The sequence below is a fragment of the Nocardia acidivorans NBRC 108247 genome, assembly GCF_001625085.1.
Classification (GTDB): domain Bacteria; phylum Actinomycetota; class Actinomycetes; order Mycobacteriales; family Mycobacteriaceae; genus Nocardia; species Nocardia acidivorans.
This window is the reverse complement of the sequence record NZ_BDAW01000016.1, coordinates 94,603-118,558: the sequence shown is the minus strand read 5'-3', so window position 1 is coordinate 118,558 and position 23,956 is coordinate 94,603. Positions and strand designations below refer to the sequence as shown.

General features: G+C 65.9%; 27 protein-coding genes. 13 read left to right on the top strand and 14 right to left on the bottom strand.

The genetic code is table 11. The features are described from left to right. The first annotated feature begins 21 nt into the window (after positions 1–21). Both NA10_RS10730 and NA10_RS10725 read left to right on the top strand, forming a co-directional pair. The gene (locus tag NA10_RS10730; protein ID WP_084514502.1) at positions 22–1,095 is read left to right on the top strand and encodes a YihY/virulence factor BrkB family protein; all 1,074 of its coding nucleotides are present in this window, start codon (positions 22–24) and stop codon (positions 1,093–1,095) included. Positions 1,096–1,701: 606 nt separating this feature from the next. After that, entirely contained in the window at positions 1,702–2,043 is a 342-nt protein-coding gene (locus NA10_RS10725; protein WP_245677133.1) for an STAS domain-containing protein, read from the top strand. Here the strand turns inward: NA10_RS10725 and NA10_RS10720 are convergent. The 3 genes from NA10_RS10720 to NA10_RS10710 all read right to left on the bottom strand — a co-directional run bounded on the left by NA10_RS10720 (position 2,010) and on the right by NA10_RS10710 (position 5,935). Further along, positions 2,010–3,608 carry a sensor histidine kinase gene (locus tag NA10_RS10720; protein WP_067566765.1) on the bottom strand — a complete coding sequence of 533 codons (1,599 nt, stop codon included), beginning with the start codon at positions 3,606–3,608 and terminating at the stop codon, positions 2,010–2,012. The genes NA10_RS10725 and NA10_RS10720 overlap by 34 nt on opposite strands. After that, positions 3,605–4,828 carry a PP2C family protein-serine/threonine phosphatase gene (locus NA10_RS10715; protein ID WP_084514520.1) on the bottom strand — a complete coding sequence of 408 codons (1,224 nt, stop codon included), beginning with the start codon at positions 4,826–4,828 and terminating at the stop codon, positions 3,605–3,607. The genes NA10_RS10720 and NA10_RS10715 overlap by 4 nt, the downstream gene beginning before the upstream one ends. Positions 4,829–5,014: 186 nt before the next feature. After that, entirely contained in the window at positions 5,015–5,935 is a 921-nt protein-coding gene (locus NA10_RS10710; protein WP_245677132.1) for a glycoside hydrolase family 43 protein, read from the bottom strand. 1,446 nt (positions 5,936–7,381) lie between these two features. Between NA10_RS10710 and NA10_RS10700 the strand changes: the two genes are divergently transcribed. From NA10_RS10700 to NA10_RS10685, 4 genes are read left to right on the top strand one after another with little or no spacing between them, the layout of a single operon-like run. Beyond that, entirely contained in the window at positions 7,382–7,879 is a 498-nt protein-coding gene (locus tag NA10_RS10700; protein WP_067566761.1) for an EF-hand domain-containing protein, read from the top strand. Next, positions 7,876–9,015: a 4-hydroxyphenylpyruvate dioxygenase gene (gene hppD, locus NA10_RS10695; RefSeq protein ID WP_067566759.1), complete on the top strand. Its 1,140-nt coding sequence runs from the start codon at positions 7,876–7,878 to the stop codon at positions 9,013–9,015. Before NA10_RS10700 ends, hppD begins: the two co-directional genes overlap by 4 nt. A 25-nt stretch (positions 9,016–9,040) precedes the next feature. Beyond that, entirely contained in the window at positions 9,041–9,400 is a 360-nt protein-coding gene (locus tag NA10_RS10690; RefSeq protein ID WP_067566757.1) for an FAD-dependent oxidoreductase, read from the top strand. Beyond that, entirely contained in the window at positions 9,384–9,566 is a 183-nt protein-coding gene (locus NA10_RS10685) for a hypothetical protein (protein WP_067566756.1), read from the top strand. The genes NA10_RS10690 and NA10_RS10685 overlap by 17 nt, the downstream gene beginning before the upstream one ends. 36 nt (positions 9,567–9,602) lie before the next feature. Here the strand turns inward: NA10_RS10685 and NA10_RS10680 are convergent, their stop codons facing one another. Next, positions 9,603–9,836, bottom strand: coding sequence for a DUF3039 domain-containing protein (locus tag NA10_RS10680; protein ID WP_067566755.1), 234 nt, complete (start codon positions 9,834–9,836; stop codon positions 9,603–9,605). Positions 9,837–9,999: 163 nt separating this feature from the next. Between NA10_RS10680 and NA10_RS10675 the strand changes: the two genes are divergently transcribed. Beyond that, on the top strand, positions 10,000–10,350 hold the full coding sequence (locus tag NA10_RS10675; RefSeq protein ID WP_067566853.1) for a DUF3099 domain-containing protein: 351 nt from the start codon (positions 10,000–10,002) through the stop codon (positions 10,348–10,350). On the opposite strand, the gene NA10_RS10670 is transcribed toward NA10_RS10675, so the two are convergent. After that, complete coding sequence (locus NA10_RS10670) at positions 10,321–11,628, bottom strand: MFS transporter (protein WP_067566855.1); 1,308 nt, start codon at positions 11,626–11,628, stop codon at positions 10,321–10,323. The genes NA10_RS10675 and NA10_RS10670 overlap by 30 nt on opposite strands. 167 nt (positions 11,629–11,795) lie before the next feature. Here NA10_RS10670 and NA10_RS10665 point away from each other — a divergent pair, with 167 nt between their 5' ends. Together NA10_RS10665 and NA10_RS10660 are read left to right on the top strand one after the other, a co-directional pair. Beyond that, entirely contained in the window at positions 11,796–12,791 is a 996-nt protein-coding gene (locus NA10_RS10665; RefSeq protein ID WP_067566753.1) for a GlxA family transcriptional regulator, read from the top strand. Then, positions 12,788–13,516: a VOC family protein gene (locus tag NA10_RS10660; protein ID WP_067566751.1), complete on the top strand. Its 729-nt coding sequence runs from the start codon at positions 12,788–12,790 to the stop codon at positions 13,514–13,516. The genes NA10_RS10665 and NA10_RS10660 overlap by 4 nt, the downstream gene beginning before the upstream one ends. A gap of 22 nt (positions 13,517–13,538) precedes the next feature. Here the strand turns inward: NA10_RS10660 and NA10_RS10655 are convergent, their stop codons facing one another. The 7 genes from NA10_RS10655 to NA10_RS10625 all read right to left on the bottom strand — a co-directional run bounded on the left by NA10_RS10655 (position 13,539) and on the right by NA10_RS10625 (position 18,203). Continuing rightward, positions 13,539–14,111, bottom strand: coding sequence for a F0F1 ATP synthase subunit B family protein (locus NA10_RS10655; protein WP_067566749.1), 573 nt, complete (start codon positions 14,109–14,111; stop codon positions 13,539–13,541). Beyond that, a complete protein-coding gene (locus tag NA10_RS10650) occupies positions 14,111–14,617 on the bottom strand; it encodes a F0F1 ATP synthase subunit B (RefSeq protein WP_067566747.1) in 507 nt (168 codons plus the stop codon). The genes NA10_RS10655 and NA10_RS10650 overlap by 1 nt, the downstream gene beginning before the upstream one ends. An 8-nt stretch (positions 14,618–14,625) precedes the next feature. Continuing rightward, positions 14,626–14,883: a F0F1 ATP synthase subunit C gene (locus tag NA10_RS10645; protein ID WP_067566745.1), complete on the bottom strand. Its 258-nt coding sequence runs from the start codon at positions 14,881–14,883 to the stop codon at positions 14,626–14,628. A 44-nt stretch (positions 14,884–14,927) separates the two neighbouring features. Next, complete coding sequence (atpB, locus tag NA10_RS10640) at positions 14,928–15,683, bottom strand: F0F1 ATP synthase subunit A (RefSeq protein ID WP_157556361.1); 756 nt, start codon at positions 15,681–15,683, stop codon at positions 14,928–14,930. Positions 15,684–15,709: 26 nt separating this feature from the next. Further along, entirely contained in the window at positions 15,710–16,090 is a 381-nt protein-coding gene (locus tag NA10_RS10635) for a hypothetical protein (protein WP_169812565.1), read from the bottom strand. A 170-nt stretch (positions 16,091–16,260) separates the two neighbouring features. Further along, a complete protein-coding gene (locus NA10_RS10630) occupies positions 16,261–17,868 on the bottom strand; it encodes a monocarboxylic acid transporter (RefSeq protein WP_067566741.1) in 1,608 nt (535 codons plus the stop codon). Further along, the gene (locus NA10_RS10625) at positions 17,865–18,203 is read right to left on the bottom strand and encodes a DUF485 domain-containing protein (RefSeq protein ID WP_067566850.1); all 339 of its coding nucleotides are present in this window, start codon (positions 18,201–18,203) and stop codon (positions 17,865–17,867) included. Before NA10_RS10625 ends, NA10_RS10630 begins: the two co-directional genes overlap by 4 nt. A gap of 212 nt (positions 18,204–18,415) precedes the next feature. Here NA10_RS10625 and NA10_RS10620 point away from each other — a divergent pair, with 212 nt between their 5' ends. From NA10_RS10620 to NA10_RS10610, 3 genes are all read left to right on the top strand, one after another. Further along, positions 18,416–19,933, top strand: coding sequence for a DUF7782 domain-containing protein (locus tag NA10_RS10620; RefSeq protein WP_067566739.1), 1,518 nt, complete (start codon positions 18,416–18,418; stop codon positions 19,931–19,933). A gap of 436 nt (positions 19,934–20,369) precedes the next feature. Beyond that, positions 20,370–21,338, top strand: coding sequence for a sigma-70 family RNA polymerase sigma factor (locus tag NA10_RS10615; RefSeq protein ID WP_067566737.1), 969 nt, complete (start codon positions 20,370–20,372; stop codon positions 21,336–21,338). Between the two features lie 192 nt (positions 21,339–21,530). Then, positions 21,531–22,376, top strand: a complete 846-nt coding sequence (locus NA10_RS10610; protein ID WP_067566735.1) for a class I SAM-dependent methyltransferase — start codon at positions 21,531–21,533, stop codon at positions 22,374–22,376. A gap of 9 nt (positions 22,377–22,385) precedes the next feature. Here NA10_RS10610 and NA10_RS10605 read toward each other — a convergent pair whose 3' ends face one another. Continuing rightward, positions 22,386–22,757 carry a helix-turn-helix domain-containing protein gene (locus NA10_RS10605; RefSeq protein ID WP_067566733.1) on the bottom strand — a complete coding sequence of 124 codons (372 nt, stop codon included), beginning with the start codon at positions 22,755–22,757 and terminating at the stop codon, positions 22,386–22,388. Positions 22,758–22,768: 11 nt separating this feature from the next. Between NA10_RS10605 and NA10_RS10600 the strand changes: the two genes are divergently transcribed. Further along, positions 22,769–23,428 (top strand): NAD(P)H-binding protein, encoded by a 660-nt coding sequence (locus NA10_RS10600; RefSeq protein ID WP_067566731.1) that lies wholly within the window; start codon positions 22,769–22,771, stop codon positions 23,426–23,428. A gap of 59 nt (positions 23,429–23,487) precedes the next feature. Here NA10_RS10600 and NA10_RS10595 read toward each other — a convergent pair whose 3' ends face one another. Further along, complete coding sequence (locus tag NA10_RS10595) at positions 23,488–23,943, bottom strand: SRPBCC family protein (RefSeq protein WP_067566730.1); 456 nt, start codon at positions 23,941–23,943, stop codon at positions 23,488–23,490. Between the last annotated feature and the right edge of the window lie 13 nt (positions 23,944–23,956).

Genomic DNA, 23,956 nt, shown 5'->3' with positions numbered 1-23,956 from the left:
GTGAGCGATGCTGTAGCCACCATGAACGAGCACGACAAATCCCCGCAACACGACGACGCGTCCGACGCGCCAGGGGTAGACGTGCGCGTCGCCACATGGCTCGGGCGTGTCCGAGTGCTCATCGCGCATGTCGCGGTGAAGGCGTGGGACGATTCCATCTTCAACAAATCCGCCGCCGCCGCGTTCTGGCAGACGCTGTCGCTGGCCCCGCTGCTGCTCGGCCTGATGGGCAGTCTCGGCTATGTCGGACACTGGTTCGGACCGGACACCGTGAACATTGTCGAAGGCAAGATCATCACCTTCAGCCGCAATCTGTTCAGCGGCAACGTGGTCGACGATCTGATCGAACCGACCACCAATGACGTGCTCAAACGCGGTCACGGCGGGGTGGTTTCGGTGGGTTTCGTGCTTTCGCTCTGGGCCGGATCCTCGGCCATGGCGACCTTCGTGGACGCCATCACCGCCGCGCACGGTCAGGCCAATGCCCGGCATCCGGTCTGGCAGCGCATTTTCGCGCTGTGGCTGTACGTGCTGTTCCTGGTGACCTCGGTGCTGATCCTGCCGCTGGTGGCCTTGGGGCCGTCACTGGTGGGCCGGGTGCTGCCGCGCGGGTGGAAAGAGCCCGGTCTCAGGCTGATCGACACCTTCTACTATCCGGGCGCGGGCCTGCTGCTCATCATCGCGCTGACCACGCTCTACAAATTGGCCCTGCATCGCACCCTGCCCTGGCATCGGCTCTTCGGCGGCGCGCTGGTGGCGGGTGTGTTCTTCATGACCGCCAGTGAGGGTCTGCGCCGCTATCTGTCCTGGGTGTCCCGCACCGGCGTCACCTACGGTGCGCTGGCCACCCCGATCGCCTTCCTGCTGTTCACCTTCTTCCTCGGCTTCGCGGTCATCCTGGGCGCGGAGTTCAATGCCAGCGTGCAGGAGTTCTGGCCCGCCCGCGCGACCCGGGCCGCGCAGATCCGCGCGTGGTGGGCCCGGCGCAGACACCGGTCGGCGGCCGAGCCCGAGACCGATCCCCCAACCGTCCAGCTCCCGGCCGGACCGCATGTCTCGCTGAAGAAGGATCCGCCGACTCTGATGTCCCGCTAGTTATCCGGCCAGATCCGCCGGCAGCTCCGAAGCCGGCACGGGGTCGAGCGCATCCGAGAGCGGTGCGGTGAAACGGATTCCGACGAGTCACTGAGCGCCGGAGCCGTGCGCATCGCCCGCGTAGATGCCCGGCGGTGCCGCGCGAGCTTCTTCAGGGCGGTGAAGCGCTGATAGGCCGCGGTCGAATCTGACCGTGAAAGCCCTTGCGCCGTAAGCGGTCCAACAGAACTGGTCGATCACCCAGCCGTTGCGCGCGGGTGTGCGCACCCGCACCCAGCAGTCGAAGACGGCCTGCCCGCCGCGGTTCCACGAACAGCCGCGGCAATGACTCCCCCATGACACCGATCTCCTTCTCCCGAACAACCTTTCGCCGAGTATGGCCGGACCCACCGACAGTCTCGGATCGCCGCCGCATCGGGGGAAGCAATGTCACATTGCCCAGGTACGCGCCCGACTGGAGTACGATTGCGTAGCTTTGCCGGGGTCGACGTCATTCGAGAAAACGGGTGGTCGGCTCGCTGTGTTGGGATGGGTCCGGAGGTAGCGAATAGTGACGATTCAAGGAATCGCGTGGGCGGTGCTCGGGGCGAGTACCGGGGTATCCCGGTGAGCAGCGAGGCACGAGAACTGGTCGTCCGGACGCGATCGGCCGAGTCGGCGGTGATCCTGTCCGCGACGGGTGAGGTGGATATCGTCTCCGCGCCGAAATTGTCGGCCGCGGTGGACGAGGCATTGGCCACCGATTCGGCACTGCTGGTCGTGGACCTGACCGAGGTGGGATTCTTCGGTTCGGCCGGATTGAGCGTGCTGGTCGGGGCACTGGAGGCGATCTCCGATCGCCGGTTGAAGGTGGTCGCCTCACCGCAGGTGCGGCGACCCATCGAGGTGACCGGGCTCGATGACCTGCTCGATGTCTACGACTCGCTGGAGGAGGCGCTGGCCGAGTAGCGCATCCGCTCGAACAGCGTGAAACAGATGCGCGTTCCACCGGTGTAGTCGGTATCGATCCAGATGCGACCGCCGTGGAATTCGACGATCTTCTTGCACAGCGCCAATCCGATTCCGGTACCGCTGTAATCGTCGCGACCGTGCAACCGCCGGAAGAGCACGAACACCTGCTCGGCGAATTCGGGTGCGATGCCGATTCCGTTGTCGGACACCGTGAATCGCCATCCGTCCGGATCGCCGGGCTCGGCTTCGCAGTCGATCCGGACGGTCGGCGGCACCTCGGGCCGCCGGAATTTGATGGCATTGGACAGCAGGTTCTGCCACAGCATGATCAGCTGTGTCGGTTCCGCGGTGAGCTCGGGCAGGCGCGCGGGCCGTTCCACCTGTAGACCCGAATCCTCCACCGCCGCAGAGAGATTCGCCAGCGCACGGTCCAGCACCCGGTCCAGGTCGGTGACGGCGACGGCGTCGTGCACCCGGCCGACCCGGGAGAAGGTGAGCAGATCCTCGATCAGGATCTGCATGCGCTTGGCGCCGTCCACCGCGAATTCGATGTACTGCCGGGCACGTTCGTCGAGTTGATCGCCGTAGCGCTGTTCCAGCAGTTCGCAGAACGAGGCCACCTTGCGCAGCGGTTCGCGCAGATCGTGCGAGGCGACGTAGGCGAACTGCTCCAATTCGGTGTTGGAGCGGCGCAATTCGGCCGCCTGCTGATCCAGATCGGCGGCCTGACCGGCGAGCAGCGCCTCCTGCACCCGGGAGGATTCGAGCTCGGCCGCGATGCGCCGGCGCATGCTCTCCACGGCCTCGGCGACAATGGCGAGATCGGCGGGTCCGGCCACGGCGATGCGATGGTCGAAATCGCCGTCGGCCACCCGCAGTGAGGCGGCCGCGAGTTCGCGCAGCGGCCGGGCCACCAGTCGCCGCACCAGCACGGTGAGCACCAGGCTGGTCACCAGGAAGGCGATGACCATGCCGAACAGCGCCACATTCCGCACGGCGCGCTTATGGCTCAGATCGTGGCGACCGTTCTCGACCGCGGCGGACAGGTCGGTATTGAGGATGGTGAAACGATCACGGAGCGCATCGAATTCGACCTTGCCGACCGCGGTGGCGACGGTGTCCAGCGGGCGGACCGCACCGGGGGTGATGGAGGCGATCAGCGGCTGCGCGTAGTCGTCGTGCCACACCTGGGCGGCCTTTTCGATGGCGTCGACATCGGCGAGCAGTTGCGGCCGGCCGGCGAGCAGTTCACGCAGGTGTGCGACGGCGCGCGGTTCGTCCTCGCGACCGAGGGTGAAGGGCGCGAGGAACTGCGGGTCGGCGGTGATGGCGTAACCACGCACGCCGGTCTCCTGATTGGCCAGCGCACTCTGCAGCCGGTAGGCCTCGGTGGCGGCGGGCTGGATCTGCCGCACGAGCGTGTCGGTGACGCGCGCGGTCGCGGTGATGGTCAGGGCCGTCACCACCACGCCGATCAGTACCACGAACACCATCAGCGCGAGAACACGCTGGAACCACGCCTGCGCGGTGACCCGGCCTATTCCGGTGTCGGTGGTGCTCACGGCGCGGCTCCCGGGCGAGTGCGGTGACTCCAGCGCACCGACAGCACGGCGACATCGTCGGCGAGCCCGCCCTGCTGTTCGGCCAATGCCTCGGCGCGGTCGATGAGGGTGTCCAGGAATTCGGCCGCTGCGGTGGCCGGGAGCGAGCGCGCCAGGCGCAGCAGTCCGTCTTCACCGAGTCGTTCCTCGCCCGCGCCGATATGCCCTTCGAAGAGGCCGTCGGTCAGGAGTATCACCTCGGCGGACGCGGGCAGTTCGAAGTCGTGGATCGGCCAATCCGCCTGTCCCGGATTGAATCCGAGGGCGGGGCCGCCGGGCACCTCGCACCAGCGCACCGTCGCCCCGTCGCGGATGAGCATGCCGGGGTGCCCGGCGCGGATCACCCGTACCGAGCGCTGGGACGGCCGCAGGGTGAGGGTGGTGACGGTGGCGAAGGTGTGCTTGCCGGTGCGCTCGGCCAACAGCACCTGTTCCAGCAGGCGCAGTTGCCGGGTGCCGGTGATTCCACTGAGAACCAGTGTGCGCCAGGCCAATCGGAGCGCGACCCCGGTGGCCGCCTCATCGGGTCCGTGTCCGGAGACATCGCCGATGACGATGTGCACCCGATCGTCGGAATCCTGCACCACATCGTAGAAGTCGCCGCCCAGCAACGAATGCGCGCGGCCGGGCCGATACCGGGTCACCACCTCGATGAGCGGATCACCGTGCAGCAGCGGGGTCGGCAGCAGTCCGCGTTCGAGCCGGGCGTTCTCCCGCGCCCGCATCCGACCGGCCCGCAGGGCCGCGGCGGCCCGTTCGGCCTGTTTGCGCTGGACCGCGTAGCGCAGTGCCCGCCCGAACAGCTCCGGTTCCACCCGCCCCTTGACCAGGTAGTCCTGTGCGCCCGCGGCGACCGCGGCCAAGCCCATCGGCTCCTGATCGAGGCCGGTGAGCACGACCATGGCCACATCGGCGGCGGCCGCGCGCAGGCGCTCGAGGGATTCGAGTCCGTGTGCGTCGGGCAGATGCAGATCCAGCAGTACGCAGTGCGGTGGCGCGGTCGCGAGCATCTCGCACGCCTGTGCGACGGTGCGCACCCACTCCAGCACCGCCCCCGGCGCGGCGTCGGCGACCAGTTCACGGACCAGCAACGCATCGGCGCGGTCATCCTCCACCAGCAGGATCCGCAGCGGACCCGGTTCCGGCCCCTGACCGGGCGCGCGCTCAATCATCGAGGACATGGGCGCATCCGCGCAGACCGGCAATCACGCTGTCACAGTATTCGAGTCGCTGGGCGAAGCGCCCGATTCCGGCGAGGAGTTAAGGGCCGGGTCCGATGCGGTAATCCCCTGGCATACGCATTGGTGATCTCGGAAAGGTACTTCGATGACAGCGCAGTCCCGTTCGACCGGGCCACAGACCTGACCTCAGTTCTTCGTCGTGGCCTGGGCGACAACGGTTTCGGGCAGGACGGTGAAATGCCGGACGGTGCCGGAGAGTTCGGGCAGTTCCGCGGGGGCGGTCCAGGTCCGGAAATAGTCATGACTGTCGCTGTACAGGTACATGCCGTCGGCATAGGCGTCGAAGTAGATGCGCCATCCGCCGCCGGGCAGTCGAATCACGCACTGCCCCTCGCGGGGCGTGCCCCATCCGGCCCAATCCCCGGTCTGCAGAAAGCGATACCGTCCGCGCAGCTGATCGGCGACCGCGAGCTCGACGTATTTCGTGGTCTCGTCCTTGGTGAACGCGTAGTACTGCCCGTTGTGATGCACCACGGTGGTGTCGATGTATCCGTAGCCGGTGTCCTTGGGCCCGAGCCCCAATAGCGGCGCGGGCGGCGTCCACGCCCCCAGCCCGGCGTCGGTGGCGGTGATCAGATGCGGCGTGAACCGATAGCCATCCGATAGCGATACCAGCACACTGACTTCCCCACTCGGATCGACGAACCATTCCGGAGCCCAGGTCGAGGTCACCCCGGGCACGTCGATCGGATGGTCGTACAAATGCGTCCACGTGATCCGGTCACCACTGCGCGCGAATCCGATGGTCTGCCCCTCCCACCCGGTCGTATAGGTGAGGTAATACATGCCGTCGGTATGCCGGATCAGGCTCGGATCCCGCAGCAATCCGCTCGGCGGCTCATACGCCGGGCCTCGCACCAGCGTGAAATCGGTCGCATCGGCGGATTCGTAGACATACAGCTCGGATTCACTGTCATTGGTGAACGCGGTCATGGTGTACCGCACCGCATTCCGATCGGGCTGGGTGACCGGCGGCCCACCCACGGGCGTACCCGCCGCCCGCCCGATCGCGAGCGCACCCAGCGGCAGGCTCCCCAGCAACGCCAACGCCGTTCTTCGACCGATAGCCACCCGTCGAATTATCCGATGATCAATAGCCGCACCGTTGCCGACACTCCGCATGGCGGATGGGAAGCGGCCGACCGATTTTCCTGTCGGAAGCCCGGGACGACAGTCCGGGTGGCGCACACACCGGGTGGGGTGCTCCGATCCAGCCAAACCCCGGTCGGCGGGCAGGGATCGTGCGAAAATGGAGACGGCCCCGCTGATTATCTGCGGGGCACAGATAAGGTGCGATTCAGGGGATGCCGCCGACCGGAGACTGGTGCGAACCGACCCATAAGCGGCATTATCGCTCACTTACCCTGACTAAAGTCAGCCTGTTTCGATGCTATCCAGAACGTCGTTTCGGCCAACGAACCCGCGCTGCGGGCCTGCCGGGATCGATGGGATCCCTCGGAGACTACTTCGAGAACAGCATGGTCGAAAGCTACTTCGGCACAGCGCAATTCGAGCTACTCGAAACGAGAAAATGGGCGATGGATCGGAGCCGGGCAAACGCGCGGTCCCGGTGGACTTCCAGTGATGGTTGCGGAGCCGGGGCGTGTGGTGGGTCGGATCCAACGTCAGTCGCCGCATTTTATTGTCCGTGCCCAGGTGACGGAGTTGTGCAAGACGTTGGGAGCAGGTCGGCGCACTGACATTCGGTGGAAAGTCGCACATCAGCCCAAGGCGATCGATCTCCGAGCGCTTTATACGCCGCTTCTCCGTTGACCCCGGATCGCAATGATCGCCGCCGGAACGATGATCAAATCCAACAGCACGTGCCACACGCTGAACGGATTGGGATCATCCGGCACGGTAGCGCGGCGGTGCGCGCTCAGCCACAGCCACCGTCGCGGCAATCCAACTACAGCGAACGGCGCATCCAGCAGGGCTCTGCACCGTCGGTTGATGCCCAGACCTGTGTACGCCGTCCTCGGCACGCATCCGTCTCGGCCCTGCTGTCGTCCGTCCCGAATAGCCGCGCTCACGGCTTCACAGGCAGATCGGAGTCCGGCGGCCCACGCTCCATGGCGGCGAACTTGCCGGTCGCTGGCGTGCATTCACCATTCACGATGACGAGACCGATCGCTCCTGAAGGGCGTTGAATGGTTGTGCCGCAACCACAATGAACAGTCCGGGCGAGGTGCTGATGTGACCGCGAGCCTCACCGTTGGTGTCTTCCACCCCTACCACACGGGCGGCGTTGACGAAGTCGAGACGTGACCGGGGGTACGCCGAGGCGGTATTGGACATTCTGGGGCCGGAGGCGTTCGCGATCTTCCTGCGCGATCCGCCGTTCACCGCCGACCGGCCCGCCGAACCGGCGTCGAACGACTGGTCGGTTTGCTACGATCGGGTCTGCTATGACCTGCCGCACTGTCCTAAGGGAAGGCGATCGGAATCATGAGCAATGCCGCTTCGAATGATGCCGCTTCGAACAGGATTCGTATGCGGTTCGACCTTCTGGATGCCAATGGGAACGGCGTGCTGGAGGAGGTGGATTTCCAGAAGCTGGCCGAACGAGTCATTACCGGTTCGGGGGAGCCGCCCACCTCGGCCAAGGCACGGGCGGTGATGGCCGCACACCAAGGGTACTGGCAGGGCTTGCTGGCCCACGCCGATACGAATGGCGATGGGGTGGTGAGTTTCGAGGAATACTTCGCCGCGGTCACCGATCCCACGGCGAACATGTCCTACCTTCGACCGTATGCCGAGGCGCTTGTCGCGATCTGTGATCGTAATGACGACGGCATGATCGACCGTGCCGAGTACACCAATTACATGCGGGTGGCCGGGTTCGACGCCGACAGGGCCGCTGCGATGTTCGCGAAGCTCGATACCTCGGGTGTCGGCGAGATCGCCGCGCCGGTGTGGGCCGAGGTGATCTGTAGGTACTACACCAGCTCCGCGGAGGACCCGGTAGCCGACTTGCTCACGCACGCTTGAGCACCCCGGTCGGCGTAGCCGCCGCGAACACGACCCCGAGCACGCCGTTCGACATACACGGCTTCGACGCGATCGTGTTCGCGGTGGGCAACGCGTTCCAGTCCGCACATTTCTTCGCGACTGCGTTCGGAATGTCTCCGGTCGCCTATCGAGGGCCGGAGACGGGGAGTCCGGATGAATGCTCGTATGTACTCCGTTCGGGCACAGCCTGTTTCGTCGTTACCGGAGCCGCCCGAGCGGGCACGGAACTGGGAGAGTACGTCCATCATCATGGCGACGGGGTGGTCGATGTCGCCTTGTCGGTGTCCGATGTCGGCGCCGCCTACGACCACGCGCTGGCGCAGGGTGCACGGGGGCTGGCCGAACCGCACCGGACAGGCGATGGGGACGGCACCGTCATGCTCGCGTCGATCGCGGCGTACGGAAGGGTCCGTCATACATTTGTCGACCGGTCCCGCTATCGAGGCGCCCATTTACCCGGTTACACGTCTGCGCCCTTCGCGATGTCCGGCGCCGCGGTCCCCTATTTCCAGGCCGTCGATCACTGTGTCGCCGCCGTGGAAGCGGGGCGAATGGATGAATGGGTGGACTTCTACCAGCGAGTTTTCGGCTTCGACACCATGGCGGAGTTCGTCGACGGGGAGATCTCCACGAAGTTCTCGGCTTTGCGATCCCGAGTCGTCGCCGACCCGCGCCGACAGGTGAAATTCCCGGTAGTGGAGCCGGCGCAATCGGCGCGCCACAGTCAGGTCGACGAGTTCCTACAGTTCTACGGTGGCCCTGGGGTACAGCATGTCGCGCTCGCCACCGATGACATTCTGGCCGCGATCGACGGCATGCGGGCCGGCGGGGTGGAGTTCCTGCCAACACCGGACTCCTACTACGACGACCCGGGTTTACTCGACCGCATGGGACCCATCACCACGCCGGTCGCCGAACTCGCACGGCGCGGCGCGCTGGTGGACCGCGACGAACACGGTCATCTCCTACAGATCCTCACGCGTCCGCCACAGGATCGGCCGACGGGGTTCTTCGAACTCATCGAACGGCACGGGTCACAGGGTTTCGGGGTCGGCAATTTCGCCGCACTGTTCCAGGCGATCGAACGTGAGCAGGACCGTCGCGGAAATCTGTGAACCTAGCCGTATCGATCGGAGGCAGATGTCCGGTCGAGTCCGTTCGAAGCCGGATGTGCTCGTGATCGGCACCGGCCCCGCAGGTCTCGCCATGGCATGCGCCCTACTGGCACAGGGCATCTCGGTCAGGATCACCGAGAAGAGACCCGGACCGCTCAATACGCCGCGCGCACTGCTGTTGTGGCCACGCACCTTCGATGTCTTGGCCGAGTTCGGGGTCGAGCGCCGCGCGTTCGACCCCGCGATTCGCATCCACCGCTACCGGTGTTACTCCGATCGCACGCACCTGATGTGCGTCGAGTTCCCACCGGAGTTGCGTCACTTTCCGCCTGTCGGACCTGCGGGACACCGTGGCTACCCATATCGCCATGATCACCGGCGATGACGAACGGGCCAGTGCCCAGTTGGGGCACATGGACGGCGCCAAGTCGATGGCTCAGCGCCACTATATCCACCAGGGCATTCGCCGCATGGTGGTAGTGGACAACGCCGACGTGTTGGAATTGCCAGACCCATTCAGAATGGCACCAAACTGGCACTCTGCGGCCTAGTTCGGTGGTCTATGACCCGCTGAACAGTGGAAACAGCTAGTCCTTCTTCATCATCTCGTATACGCGCTTGCACTCCTCGCAGACCGGGGAGCCGGGCTTGGGAGAGCGGGTGACGGGGAAGACCTCGCCGCACAGGGCCTGGACGAAGGTGCCCATGACGGCGCTTTCGGCGATCTTGTTCTTCTTCACATAGTGGAAGACCTTGGGGATGTCGCTGTCGGTCGACTCGTCGGTGGTCGTTTCCGGGCGTACCAGGGTGTCTGTGCTCACCCATCCATGATGCCAGGAGCTACGCGGGAGGCAACCGGCGTGTGCATTCGACAGGCGGGAGTGCAACACTCGAGGTATGCAGCGTGACGGCGATTCGCAGGCCGATCCCGAGGGCGGCCAGGTTCGCCCCGAGGTCGAATTCCTTCCGCCCGGTTCGATTCCGATGCCGGAGCGTAAACCGGCGGGGTTCTTCCGGGGTGAGAAGGAACAGCCGACGCTGATCACCGAGGCGGCGACCTCGCTCGAACAGCAGCATCACGATCGGGTGCGGCGGTACGTGATGATCATGGCGTTCCGGATTCCCTGCCTGGTGGGGGCGGCGATCGCGTACGGCATCTGGCACAACTGGGTGATCTCGCTGCTGATCATCGGCGTCTCGATTCCGCTGCCGTGGATCGCGGTGCTGGGCGCGAACGACCGCCCGCCCCGCAGCAAGGACGAACCCAGCCGCTGGGACGGGCGGCGCAATCAGAAGGCGCTCGACTCACGCCCGCACAACGCCATCGACAGCTGACGGGTCCGCGGCGACCTCGGGTTGTTTGCGGCGGATGCTCGCCGACATGAGCGCCGCCAGGCCGCACAGCGCCCCGGCGATGTACCAGGCCGGGGTGTAGCTGCCCTGGATATCGCGGATATAGCCCGCACCGAAGGCCGCGACGGCCGCGCCGATCTGATGTGAGGCGAAGACCCAGCCGAAGGCGACCGGTCCGTCCTCGCCGAAATGCTCGCGGCACAGGGCGACGGTCGGCGGCACCGTGGCGATCCAGTCCAGACCGTAGAAGATGATGAACGCCCACATACTCGGCTGCACATCCGGACCGAAGAGCATGGGCAGCACCAGCAGCGACAGTCCGCGCAGCGAGTAATAGCCGACCAGCAGATACCGGGAGTCCACGCGATCGGTGAACCAGCCCGAGGCGATGGTTCCGGCCACATCGAAGACGCCCACGAGCGCGAGAAGTCCGGCCGCGGTGGTGGCGGGCATGCCGTGATCATGTGCGGCGCTCACGAAATGCGTGCCGATGAGACCGTTGGTTGACATGCCACAGATCGCGAAACCGCCTGCCAGCAACCAGAATACGGGCTTGCGAGCGACGGAGAACAGTACGGTGATCGCCCGGCCCGCACCGCCCGGGGCCTGCGCGCGCACCCCGATTGCGCTGCCCGGTTCGGCCCCGTACGCGGTGACGCCGATATCGCTCGGATAGTCGCGGATGAACAGCAGCACCAGCGGCACCACCACCAGCGCGGTCCCCGCCACCACGAGAGAGGGTGTGCGCCAACCGTAATCGCCCGCCAGCCGCGCGATCAGCGGCAGGAACACCAGCTGTCCGGCCGCACCCGCCGCGGTGAGCACACCGGTCACCAGTCCGCGCTGGCGCACAAACCAGCGTCCGGTGATGGTGGCCACGAACGGCATGGACATCGAGCCCACCCCGATGCCCACCAGCAGGCCCCAGGTGGCCATCAACTGCCACGGCCGGGTCATGAAGACGGTCAGGCCCGCACCGGCGGCGATCAGCAGCAGGGCGCTCGCCACCACTCGCCGAATGCCGAAGCGATCCATGAGCGCGGCCGCGAAGGGCGAAATCAGGCCGTACAGCAGCACATTCAGCGAGACGGCCGCGCCGATGGTCCCGTGCGACCAGCCGAACTCCTCGTGCAGCGGCTCCATGAGCACACCGGGGACCGAGCGGAAGGCCGCCGCACCGATCAATGCGATGAATCCGATCGCGGCGACGATCCACGCGGGATGCAGTCGGCCCGGATAGTTCCCCGATGCCGAGGGCATGGAATCCGCAGCGCGCAATGACGCTGCGCCGGGTGATGATTCGACGACGGGGCCGGTCTCGAGTTCGCTCACCGCTAGAGCGTGACGGAATTCCCGCTGGCGAACGAGTGGCCTGAATGACACAATGCGTCAATATTCGGCCAATACCGAGGGAGAGGAGGCCGCGGATGACCGCACCGCATCTGGTGGCCGTGCTGGCGCTGGAACCGCTGATCGGCTTCGATATGACCATCGCGCCCCTGGTCCTCGGCGAGGCCAAGGATGAGTCGGGCCGCCCGCTCTACGACGTCCAGGTGTGCGGATTGCAAGCGCGACAGGCCATTTGCACCACCACCGGCTATGCCGTCGTCCCCGCGCACGGACCCGAACTGCTGGCCCGCGCGGACACCGTCATCGTGCCCGGCACCCGCATCGCCGAACCGCGCACCCGGGGCGTGCTCACCCCGGAGCTGGCCGCGGCGCTGCGCACCATCGGCCCGGACACGCGCATCGTCTCCATCTGCACGGGCGCATTCGTACTCGCCGCGGCCGGGCTGCTGGACGGCCGCCGCGCCACCACGCACTGGCACTTCGCCGAGATGTTCCGCTCGCTCTACCCGAGCGTGCGCCTGGATGAGAATCTGCTCTTCGTCGAGGACGGAAACATCTGGACCGCAGCGGGTTTGGCGGCCGGAATCGATCTGTGCCTGCATCTGATCCGCACCGATCACGGCAGCGCGGTGGCCAATCACGCGGCCCGCTACTGCGTGGTTCCCCCGTGGCGTGAGGGCGGGCAATCGCAATTCATCGAACAGCAGGTCCCCGAACCGGGTTCGGACGGCACCGCGCCGACCCGGCTGTGGGCGCTGGCGCATCTGGATCAGGAGTTGGATCTGAATTCCCTTGCCGCGCACGCGTGTATGAGCGTGCGGACCTTCACCCGCCGATTCAAGGCCGAGACCGGTATGGCCCCGGGCGCGTGGGTATTGCAACAGCGGCTGCGGCACGCACGCCAGCTGCTGGAGACCACCGATCTGGCCATCGACGAGGTGGCCCGCTCGGCCGGGATGGGCACCGCCGCCTCGCTGCGCCATCACATGCGCGCCGAGCTGGGTGTGCCGCCGCTGACCTACCGCAAAACCTTCCGCAAAGACTGGCATCGCGAGAGTTGGGAGACAGCATGACGATTCGGTGGATCTGGACCTTCCTCGACCAACCGGCAACACAGTTCGACGCCTGCGCGGAGTTCTGGAGCGCGGTCACCGCCACCACGCTCTCGGCCAGGCGGGGCGAGAACTCCGAATTCGTCACGCTGCTACCGGATTCCGGTGCGCCCGCGGTGAAGATGCAGGCCGTGCCGCACGGCCCGCGTATTCACCTGGATCTGGATGTCGACGATATTCCGAGCCAGGTCAACCGGGCCGTCACGCTCGGGGCCACACTGGTTCTCGAACATCCGGACTTCACCGTGCTCAAATCACCGCACGGGATGATCTTCTGTCTGACCCCGGCGGGCAATGAGGGCGATATCGCACCGGTGGTCACCGGCCCGCAGGGTGATCGCAGCCGCCTGGATCAGGTCTGCCTGGATATCGGGCCGAGCGATTACGACGACGAGGTCCGCTTCTGGACCGAATTGACCGGCTGGTCGTGGACATCCGGCCGTCTGCCCGAATTCTCAAGGCTCACACCGGATTCCGCACTACCGGTGAAACTGCTGCTGCAACGGCTGGAGCAGGATCGGCCCACCGCCGCGCATGTGGATCTGGCCTGTTCCGATATCGAGACCACCGCGGCCTGGCACGAGCGGCTCGGCGCGCGGCGCGTGCGCAATGGGGGCGCGGGATGGCTGGTCATGGCCGATCCGGCCGGTCAGGAATATTGCCTGACCGGCCGGGATCCGGAATAACCGTGTCCAGATCACACGGTTTCTAGTTCAGCCCGGTCTGCGGCTGCCGCCGCGCGGCCGGAGCCGAGTTGGCCAGCACCTCGAGATCCTGGAGGAAACGCTCCACGCTCTCGGACCTGGCCTGCGGGGTGCCGATCTGCTCGCGCACCTTCTCCTCGGTGAGGTCGAGCATGGCGGCCGAGAGATCGGCCTCCAGATCGCGCATCAACTGCCTGCGGTACTGCAGGATCTGATCGCGGCCCTGTTTGCGCACCCGCTCCACCTCGGCGGCCGCGGCCTCACGCATTTGCGCGATGATGCGGTCGGCATCGGTGCGCGCCTCGGAGCGCATTCGCTCGAGTTCGGCCTTCGCCTCGGCGATGGCGCTGTCGTACGCGGTCTTGGCGTCGGTCAGGCGAACCGCCGCGTCTTCGCTCTCCTCCAGTTGCCGTCGCACGGTGTCCTGCGCCTTGGACATGATCTTCTGCAAAGGCGGCAGAATGTATTTGACGAAAATCCAGATGATGACGCCGAAGCCGAATAGCTGGCTGAAGAAGACGGGCCAATCGAAGGTGATGTGGTAAATGCCTTCGGCGAGCAGCCCATTGGTGTGCATCAGGGCGTCCCCCGTCCTCTCTGATGGCCGGCGCTGGTCCGGGGTCTGGAACTCACGCCGAGCATGCGATCGGCGAGATTCTGGGCCAGCGGTTCGACGTCCTCGCGTAGTTCGGCGGCGACCTGATCAGCCTCGGCACGCAGGTGCGCCGAGGATTCCGCGACGATGTGGTCGACCTCTTTTTGAGCATCGCCGCGTAGTTCTTCGAGTATCGCCCGGCCTTCGGCGCGCGCCTGGTTGCGGATCTCGGCCGCCTCGGCCCGAGCCTTCTCCAATGCGGACTGGTATCTGGCCTCGGCCTCGGCGAACAACTCGTTCGCCGATTTGCTGGTCGCCGCCGTCTCCTCGACCCGAGCCTCCCGCTCCGCCAATACCTTTCGGATCGGCGGAACCACGAAGAACATGATGACCCCGAGCACGATCAGGAAGATCACGAGCTCGGCGAAGAAGGTGCCGTTGGGGATCAGGAAGTTCCCCGCGGCCTCCACATCTGTTCTCGGAGACATGATGACGTCTACTTACCGGGAGTGGCGAATACGAAAAGCGCCATGAATGCGAGATTGATGAAGTAGGCGGCCTCGACCAGACCGACCGTCAGGAAGAAGTTACCGCGCAGTCGGCCTTCGGCCTCGGGCTGCCGGGTGACGCCATTGATCAGGGCCGCACCGGCGAGACCGTCACCGATACCCGCGCCGATCGCACCGCCCGCCAGGATGATGCCGCCGCCGATCAGGGCGCCCTGGACGATACTCGCGGTTGCTGGATCTGCCATTTTTCACTTCCTTTGTGGAAACTATCACCGAACAGCGGTGCCGATCAGTGCTTTTCGTGCTCCAGCGACATCGACTGGCTGAAGTACAGAACGGTCAGCAGGGAGAAGATGAATGCCTGGATGGCGCCGACGAAGAGGTCGAACAACTTCCATACCGCATTCGGGCCCCAGCTGATCCAGAAGGGGAACAGCGTGATCACCGCGACCATGACGCCACCGGCGAACATATTGCCGAAGAGTCGCAAGGCCAGGGAGAGCGGCTTGGCGATTTCCTCGATCACATTGATGAAAATCATGGGGCCCCAACCGGTGTGGCCCTTGAGCAGTTGTTTGGCGTGGCCGCCCGCACCGCGCCTGCCCACACCCGCCGCGTGATAGGCGACGAATACGAAGAGCGCCAGCGCGTAGACGAAGTTCACGTCGGAGGCGGGCGGGGCGATCAACTCACCCGAGCCGTATTGCACCGGAAGCACCGACAACCAATTGGAGAGCAGGATGAAGGTGAAGAGGGTGACCGCGAGCGGCAGCACGAACGGCGCGACCTTCATACCGATGGCCGTCTCGACCTGATTGCGCATCTGCGCGGTGACGGTCTCGAAGAACAGCTGTACGCCGTTGGGGACCCCGGAGGTGAGCTTGACCCGCAGATAGAACGCGAGGCTCAGCACGATCAGGGCGGCAACGGATGTCGACACAATGGTGTCGACATTGAATTCCAGACCCCACAGCCGCGCGACCGCGTGGTCGCCGACGTGGATCTTGGACTCCGACTCCCCTTCGGCGCTCAGGGTGACGGACATCTGGGCAATCGAAGCGACGGGATGGCTCATGGCTGCTGTCGAAGCCCTTTCACCTCGGGCAATGCGGTATGCAGTACCAGAATCAATTGAAAGACGGCCAGCCCGAAGAAGATTCCGACACCGTAGGGCCGGGTGAAGAAGGCGACGACTATCGACAGGCCGGTCAAAATGATCAGCCGCGCCGCGGAGGACAATGCGAGTTTTTGTTTGCTGGGAGTTTCCGCATCGGTGATTCGCACAATCGACATCCACGTGATTTGCGCGTTGATCCAACCGAGAGCCAGTCCGGCACTGATGAATACACCCAGCAACAATCTGTCGAGCAGGCCGGAGGCCATCAGTACCAGTGCGCCGAGTGCGAAGGCAATTGCCGTCGCACGGCGCATTCGGAGCCTGTTGACATCCACTTACGACACCGCCTCGCCATCATCCCACCTCGTAGTGGGGCTGTGCATGATCAATAGCATACACAGCCCAACCACGTTGCGTAGCAGTATTTTTGATCTTCAAATTTTTGATCTTGAAATGCCGCAACGGTTTTCAGTGACTCTTCAGCGACAATTTCTTTACCTTTTTATTACCCAGATTTTTCCGCTCCCGCGCCGGTCAGCGAGCGCACCTGCATCTCAGCAAACTTCGCATTGTTGCGTTCGGCCGAAAGCATGGTTCCCAGCCAGCCCAGGGCGAACGAAACGGGGATGGACACCAATCCGGGGTTGGCGAGCGGGAACCAGTGGAAGTCCATCGATTTGATCATCGCCGTGGGCGCACCGGACACCGCCGGGGAGAAGACGATGAGCACGATCGTCACCGCCAGTCCGCCGTAGATACTCCACAGTGCCCCAGCGGTATTGAAGCGCCGCCAGAACAGCGAGTACAGGATGGTCGGCAGGTTGGCCGAGGCCGCCACCGCGAACGCCAGGGCAACCAGGAAGGCGACATTCTGGTTCTTTGCCAGGATGCCGCCGACGATGGCCACCGCGCCGATCACCACCGCGGTGATGCGCGCGACCTTCACCTCGTTGTCCTTACCCTCACCGCTGCCGCGCTTGATGACATTGGCGTACACGTCGTGCGCGAAGGACGCCGAGGCGGTGATGGTGAGCCCCGCGACCACCGCCAGGATGGTCGCGAAGGCAACGGCCGCAACGAATCCCATCAGCACGGGCCCGCCCAGTTCGAGCGCGAGCAGCGGTGCGGCGGCATTCTCCTTACCCGGGGCCTTGGCGATCTTCTCCGGCCCGACCAGCGCGCCGGCGCCGTAGCCGAGCACCAGGGTGAACAGATAGAAGACGCCGATCAAACCGATCGCCCACACCACCGAACGCCGCGCGTCCTTGGCGGTCGGCACCGTATAGAACCGCATGAGCACATGCGGCAGCCCCGCCGTGCCGAGCACCAGAGCCAGTGCGAGAGACAGGAAGTCGAGCTTGGAGGTGCCGTTCTTGCCGTACTTCACCCCGGGCTCGAGGAGCTTGTCCCCCACTTTGCCGCCGTGATCGACCGCATCCTGGAGCAGATGGGACAGGTTCATCCCGTACTTGGCCAGCACCCAGATGGTCATGGCCCCGGCGGCGGCGATGAGCAGGACCGCCTTGACGATCTGCACCCAGGTGGTGCCCTTCATACCGCCGACGAGCACGTAGACGATCATGATCGCGCCGACCACCGCGATCACCAGATTCTGTCCCGCACCGCCGGATACGCCGAGCAGCAGCGAGACCAGCACCCCCGCGCCCGCCATCTGCGCGAGCAGATAGAACAGACTCACCGCGAGGGTGGAGGTGGCCGCGGCCGCCCGCACCGGACGCTGCCGCATCCGGAACGCCAGTACATCGCCGAGCGTGAATTTCCCTGTGTTGCGTAGTAATTCGGCGACCAGCAACAGCGCTACCAGCCAGGCCACCAGAAATCCGATGGAGTAGAGGAAGCCGTCGTAACCGTAGAGCGCGATGGCCCCCGCGATACCCAGGAAGCTGGCGGCGGAGAGGTAGTCGCCGGAGATGGCGATACCGTTCTGCGCACCGGAGAAGGCCCGCCCCGCCGCGTAATAGTCTGCGGCCGTGCGGGTGTCGCGGCTGGCGCGGAACACGATCACCAGCGTGATGGCCACGAAGACGGCGAAGATGGTGATGTTCAGGCCGGGTCTGCTGCCCTCGACGGCAGCGGCCAGGGTGACGGTCATGACTGCGGCCCTTCGACTTCGGCGCGGATGTCATCGGCGATCGGATCGAGCTGCCGGTCTGCGTAGCGCACATACAGGCCGGTGATGACGAAGGTCGACAGGAACTGCAGCAGGCCGAGAATCAGACCGAGGGTGATATTCCCGGCGACCCTGGTGGCCATGAAGGCGTGCGCGTAGTCGGCCAGTAGTACATAGAGCGCGTACCAGGCCAGGAAGAGAACGGTCATGGGGAAGACGAAGAGTCGGAATCTGCGGCGTAGTCGCTGGAATTCGGGGCTGTCGTACACCTGCGGCCAGTCCGGTCCGGGTCCGCCGGTCTCGATATCGGATGTCAACTGCGATACCTCCTTGTGAACCAGGTCACCGTAGCAACGAATACCGGTCCGAGCGGTCGGAATAACCGCAGGTGAGATCGTCCAATGATGGTGAAGTGAGCCGGAATTCATGTGTTTCACCACCCGGGTGCACACCGGCGAACACTCAGCGCGACCCGCGAACCGGGGCCGCCTCGATATGCCCGGAGATTGCGGTGGCAGAGTTTGGGTCCATGCCGACGAATCAGACGACAGCCTCGTCACTGCTCGCCGACCTGGCCCCGGACCTGCGCACCGCCCTACAGCGCGTCCGCTACGACTCCGATTCGCTGCTGGAGGCGCTCGGCGATGAGGCGCACGCCGCACTCTGGCGCTCGGAACCCGTGCCCGTGCGCCGCGCCGCCCGCGATGCCGGTGAACTCGGCACGCTGATTCGACTGCTATTGCTCGGTGATGCCATGCCCGAGCGCGAGGTGGCCGCGGCGCTGGCTCCCGTCGATACCGATCGCGCGGTCGCGGCCGGACTGCTCGAGCGCGACGGCGGCGATATCCGCCCGGCGCTGGACCTGCGGCCGCTGGATCTCGGCGACGGCACGCGGTGGGTGCTCTCCGATCTCGACGACTCCATGCGGCGGCGCACCCTCGACACCGATCATGTACTCGGTGTGGGCCAGGCTTCGCTGTCGCTGCTGCGAGCCACGCCGACCCGACCGGTCGGCACCGTCCTGGATCTCGGCACCGGCTGCGGCGTCCAGGCGATTCACGCCAAGTCCTACGGCCAGACCGTCACCGGCACCGATCTCAACAGACGCGCCCTCTGGCTGGCCGAGGCCACCGCCGCGCTCAACGGCCTGGATATCGAACTGCGCCAGGGCTCCTGGTACGAGCCGGTGGCGGGGCGGCGCTTCGACCAGGTCGTGGCCAATCCCCCGTTCGTGGTCGGGCCCGCGCGGGTGGAGCACACCTACCGGGACTCCGGGCTGGCCATGGACGGGGCCAGCGAGCTCGTCATCTCCGGTATGCCCGCCATGCTGAATCCCGGTGGCACCGCGGCGCTGCTGGCCTCCTGGGTGCATGTGGCAGGACAGGACTGGCGCGCCCGGGTCTCGAGCTGGCTGCCCGATCAGGGCGTGGACGCGTGGATTGTGCAGCGCGACATCGCCGATCCCGCGCTGTATGTCGGAACCTGGTTGCGCGACGCCGGATTGGATCCGCGCGAACCGCAGGCGCAGGAGCGGGCCGAACGCTGGTTGCAGGCGTTCACCGAGGCCGGGGTGGACGGAATCGGTTTCGGTGTGGTCTATCTGCGCGATATCGACGGTCCGACCGAGATCCTGGCCGAGGACCTCACCCATCACTTCGAAGAACCCCTGGGCAATGAGGCGAGCCGCTATTTCGAGCGCTCGGCGTGGCTGCGCGCGGTGGCCACCGATCCGGATCTGGTGCTGGCGACGCGGTTCGAGGTCGATCCGGTCAGCGCGCTGGAGCGGGTCTACCTGCCGGGCATGGACGGCTGGGAGCAGCAGGTCGCGCGTCTGCATCGCGGCGACGGTCCGCTGTGGCAGCACGAGGTGGACGACACCACCGCGGCGCTGCTGGCCGGGATGCGCCCGGACGGCCTGCCGCTGAGCGAGCTGGTCGAACTGCTCGCCTTCAGCGAGACCGGCGGCGCGGCCACCCCCGAATTCGAATCCGCGGTGCTGGGCGTGGTGGTCGGTTTGGTCCGGCACGGCCTGATCCATCCGCGCTGACCCAGCGGAGCTCACCCTCCTTCGGCCGCCGGGCACTCCGCTCGGCGGCCGAGTCGTTTCCGTGTCGTGACCTGGTGTTTATCTGACCTCGGTGAGCTATCTCACGTTTCGATCACCGCCGGCGGGTATCCCCGGAATGCCTCCGACCTGCTGATCGTCACAAACAGACTCGGGCGACCAGTGGCAGGGCAAGGCCCATACACACGTATTCGATTGCCGCGCTCCGAAGTTCGGGTTCCGACGGTGGCAACCGCCCGGATAACGACGGCCGCCGATCGGGTTCCGAAGTTCCGCACTGTACGCCCTTCTCAGGAACTTCTCAGCCGTGCGCAGTGGAAACCGCAGCTCAGATGCGGTTTACCGGAGCCACCGCGGGGAACTTTCCTGATGTCGGGTCCGTTGAACGGAGCGAGACACCACCGACAGGAGGCAAGTCATGACAAGCCCCGCCACCACTGACGTGCGCATCAGCGAACAGGACCTCGACGCCCAGAGCCCCGCAGCCGACCTGGTACGCGTGTACCTGAATGGCATTGGCAAGACCGCGCTGCTCACGGCCGCCGACGAGGTCGAGTTGGCCAAGCGCATCGAGGCGGGCCTCTACGCGCAGCACCTGCTGGAGACGACCAAACGTCTGTCCGCGGTCAAGAAGAAGGATCTCGCGATCCTGGTCCGCGAGGGCCAAGCGGCCCGTCAGCATCTGCTCGAAGCCAACCTGCGCCTCGTGGTTTCTCTGGCCAAGCGATACACCGGCCGCGGCATGCCGCTGCTGGACCTGATCCAGGAGGGCAACCTGGGTCTGATCCGCGCCATGGAGAAGTTCGACTACACCAAGGGTTTCAAGTTCTCGACGTACGCCACCTGGTGGATTCGTCAGGCGATCACCCGCGGTATGGCCGACCAGAGTCGCACCATCCGGCTGCCCGTGCATCTGGTGGAGCAGGTCAACAAGCTCGCCCGCATCAAGCGGGAACTGCATCAGCAGCTCGGGCGTGAGGCCACCGACGCCGAGCTGGCCCGCGAATCCGGCATTCCGCAGGAGAAGATCGCGGACCTGCTGGACCACAGCCGCGATCCGGTAAGCCTGGATATGCCGGTCGGCAATGACGAAGAGGCCCCCCTCGGCGATTTCATCGAGGATTCCGAGGCCACCTCGGCCGAGTCCGCGGTCATCGCGGGTCTGTTGCACCGGGATGTGCGCGTGGTGCTGGCCACCCTCGACGAGCGCGAACAGCAGGTCATCCGCCTGCGCTACGGCCTCGACGACGGTCAGCCGCGCACCCTGGACCAGATCGGCAAGCTCTTCGGCCTCTCGCGTGAGCGGGTCCGCCAGATAGAGCGTGAGGTCATGTCCAAGCTCCGCAAGGGCGAGCGCGCCGATCGCCTGCGCGCCTACGCCAGCTGATCCGATACGGTCGACCTCCGGGTCGGCCGTTCGCATTCCGTCGGACCGTCATTCGAGGCGCCGGTCCGATCGACGCCGGTCGACCCGAGTATCCCGTCGTCCCCCTCCGGGAAGCTCGCGTCGTCCGGCGTCTCCCTGTGATCTGTGATCGAATTCCCTTGTGTCCCTCGCGAATACAAAGGAGTTGATCCGATGACATCTCGGCCGTTGGTTACCCATGTCTCCGATACCGCGCGGTGGGTGGCGGCCCGGCGCGCCGCGGAATCCGCACGACCCGATGCCCTGTTTCGGGATCCGCTCGCCGCGCGACTGGCCGGGGATCGCGGTCGCGAGATCGCCGAGGCGGCCGGGGCGGTCATGGCCGACGACTGGTTTCTGGTCACCCGGACCAGGATGATCGACGATCAGATCGAGGCAGCGGTGGCCGCCGGATGCGATCTGGTGGTGAATCTCGGTGCCGGACTTGATACCCGGCCCTATCGGATGGAGCTGCCCGAGAGCTTCGACTGGGTGGAAGCCGATCTCCCCGGACTGGTCGCGGAGAAGAACGCCCTGCTCGCCGAGGAGCACCCGCGGTGCCGATTGACCCGGGCGGCAATCGATCTCACCGACGGCCCGGCGCTGAAGGGCTTCCTCGACGAGGTGCTCGCCGACGCCGAACAGGCGCTGGTGCTGACCGAGGGCCTGGTCATGTACTTCTCCGAAACCGAGGTGATCGCCCTCGCCGCGGCGCTGCGCCGGCCCGAGATCGCTAGCTGGTGCTTGGATTTCAGCGCGGCCGGGGTCGCGAAGCTGATGGCCGAACGTAATGTGGGTCTGCTGCGCGATGCGCCGTGGAAGTTCCTGCCGGAGAACGGAATCGCCTTCTTCGAGGAGTGCGATTGGAAGGTCGCCTACCTCGAGCCGATCTATCTGGCGGCCGACCGGTTCGGCCGATTGTCCTCACCGCATCTGCGCGCGGCGGTCGACACCCCGCAGCCGGACCCGCGCGCACCGGGGTCGTGGCCCTACAGCGCGGTCACCCGGCTGATCCCCTGACCGCTCGGCTCAGCGAGGGGCAGCCGGTGGGGGCGGGGTGGCTGCCCTGGAAGAAGGCGGGGGCGGAACACCCATGATGGCGCGGAAGTCGGCCGTCATATGGGACTGATCGTAGAACCCGGCGGTCAGCGCCAGATCCGACCAGGGCGTGTTCCCCGCCGCGGCGAGCACCTGCCGGATACGGGTGATGCGCGCGAAATGCTTGGGAGAGACGCCGATTCCCGCGGTGAAGAGGTTGCGCAGATGGCGCTCGCTCACCGAGAGGGCGGCGGCCAGATCCGCGATCGATCCGGTGGAGGTGGACAGCGCCCGCACCGCCGACTCGAGCAGATCCTGACGCGCCCGGTGCTTGTGATCGGTGGGAATGTGCTGCGGGAGCACCGATTCCAGGAATGGGTTTCATCGTGGGGCTGCTCGGGCCGGAGTTCCTGGAGGTGGATCGGGCGCTGGTGCGGGCGGCCCGGGATGCGGGGGTCCGGCGGATTGTGAAGCTGTCGGCGATCGGGACCGGGGAGGCCGCGCTCGGGCGGATCGGGACCTGGCATCTGCCGGGTGAGCGGGCGGTGCGCGAGAGCGGGGTGGCGTGGACCATCTTGCGGCCCAGTAGTTTCGCGAGTAATTCCCGGAGTTGGGCCGGGCCGATCCAGGCCGGGCGGCCGGTGCCGAATACGACCGGGGACGGCGCGCAGGGCGTCGTGGATCCCCGGGATGTGGCGGCGGTGGCGGTCGAGGCGCTGGTCTCGGACGCGCACTCCGGGAAGGTGTACACGCTCACCGGACCGGCCGCGCTCACCGTGGCCGATCAGGCCGCCGTCATCGCCGCCGCATTGGGCAAACCTGTTGAGACCATGGACATTCCACTGGAGCAAGCGCGCGAGCACATGATCGCGGCGGGTATGTCGGAGAAGTTCGCCGATGGCTCGCTCGCCGGGCAGGAGTATGTCCGCGCCGCGGGCAATGCCACGGTCACCGGGGATGTCGAAGAGGTGCTCGGTCGCGCGCCGCGCACGTACGCCGACTGGGTGCGCGACCATGTGGACGCATTCCACTAGAGGCACAGTGCGCGTTGACGGCCGGGGATCGGGTCGTCAGCGCACGATGGCGGCCGAACCTATTCGGCCGCCACGACGCGCTCCAGGTTGTCGAGCATGCTCGACCAGCCCGTGCCCATAATGCCGCGGGTGCGCTGGGCGGTGGCATCATCCGGATCGAATCCGCTGTGGGTGAACAGGATTCGGGTGCCGTGCCCCTCGGGGCGCACTCCCAGGTGATGATCCAGCCGGTGCCCCCCGGCATTGGCATCGTCCCAGGTGAGGCGAAGGCGTTGCGGGGCAATGGCTTCGAGCACCTCTCCGCGGATCGCACCGGAGAAGTCCTGGCCGGGCATGGGCTGGGTCTTCATCTCGAAGATATTGCCCGCGACGGGTTCGAAGCCGACGGGCTCCATCATCCACTGACCCATCAGATGCGGGGTGGTGACCGCGCGCCAGACCTTGGCGGGCGGGTGCGGGTCGTAGTGGTCGAGTTCGATGCTGGTGAGGTCGCTAGGATTTCCCCTACCTGTCAACCGTAGGCATTTT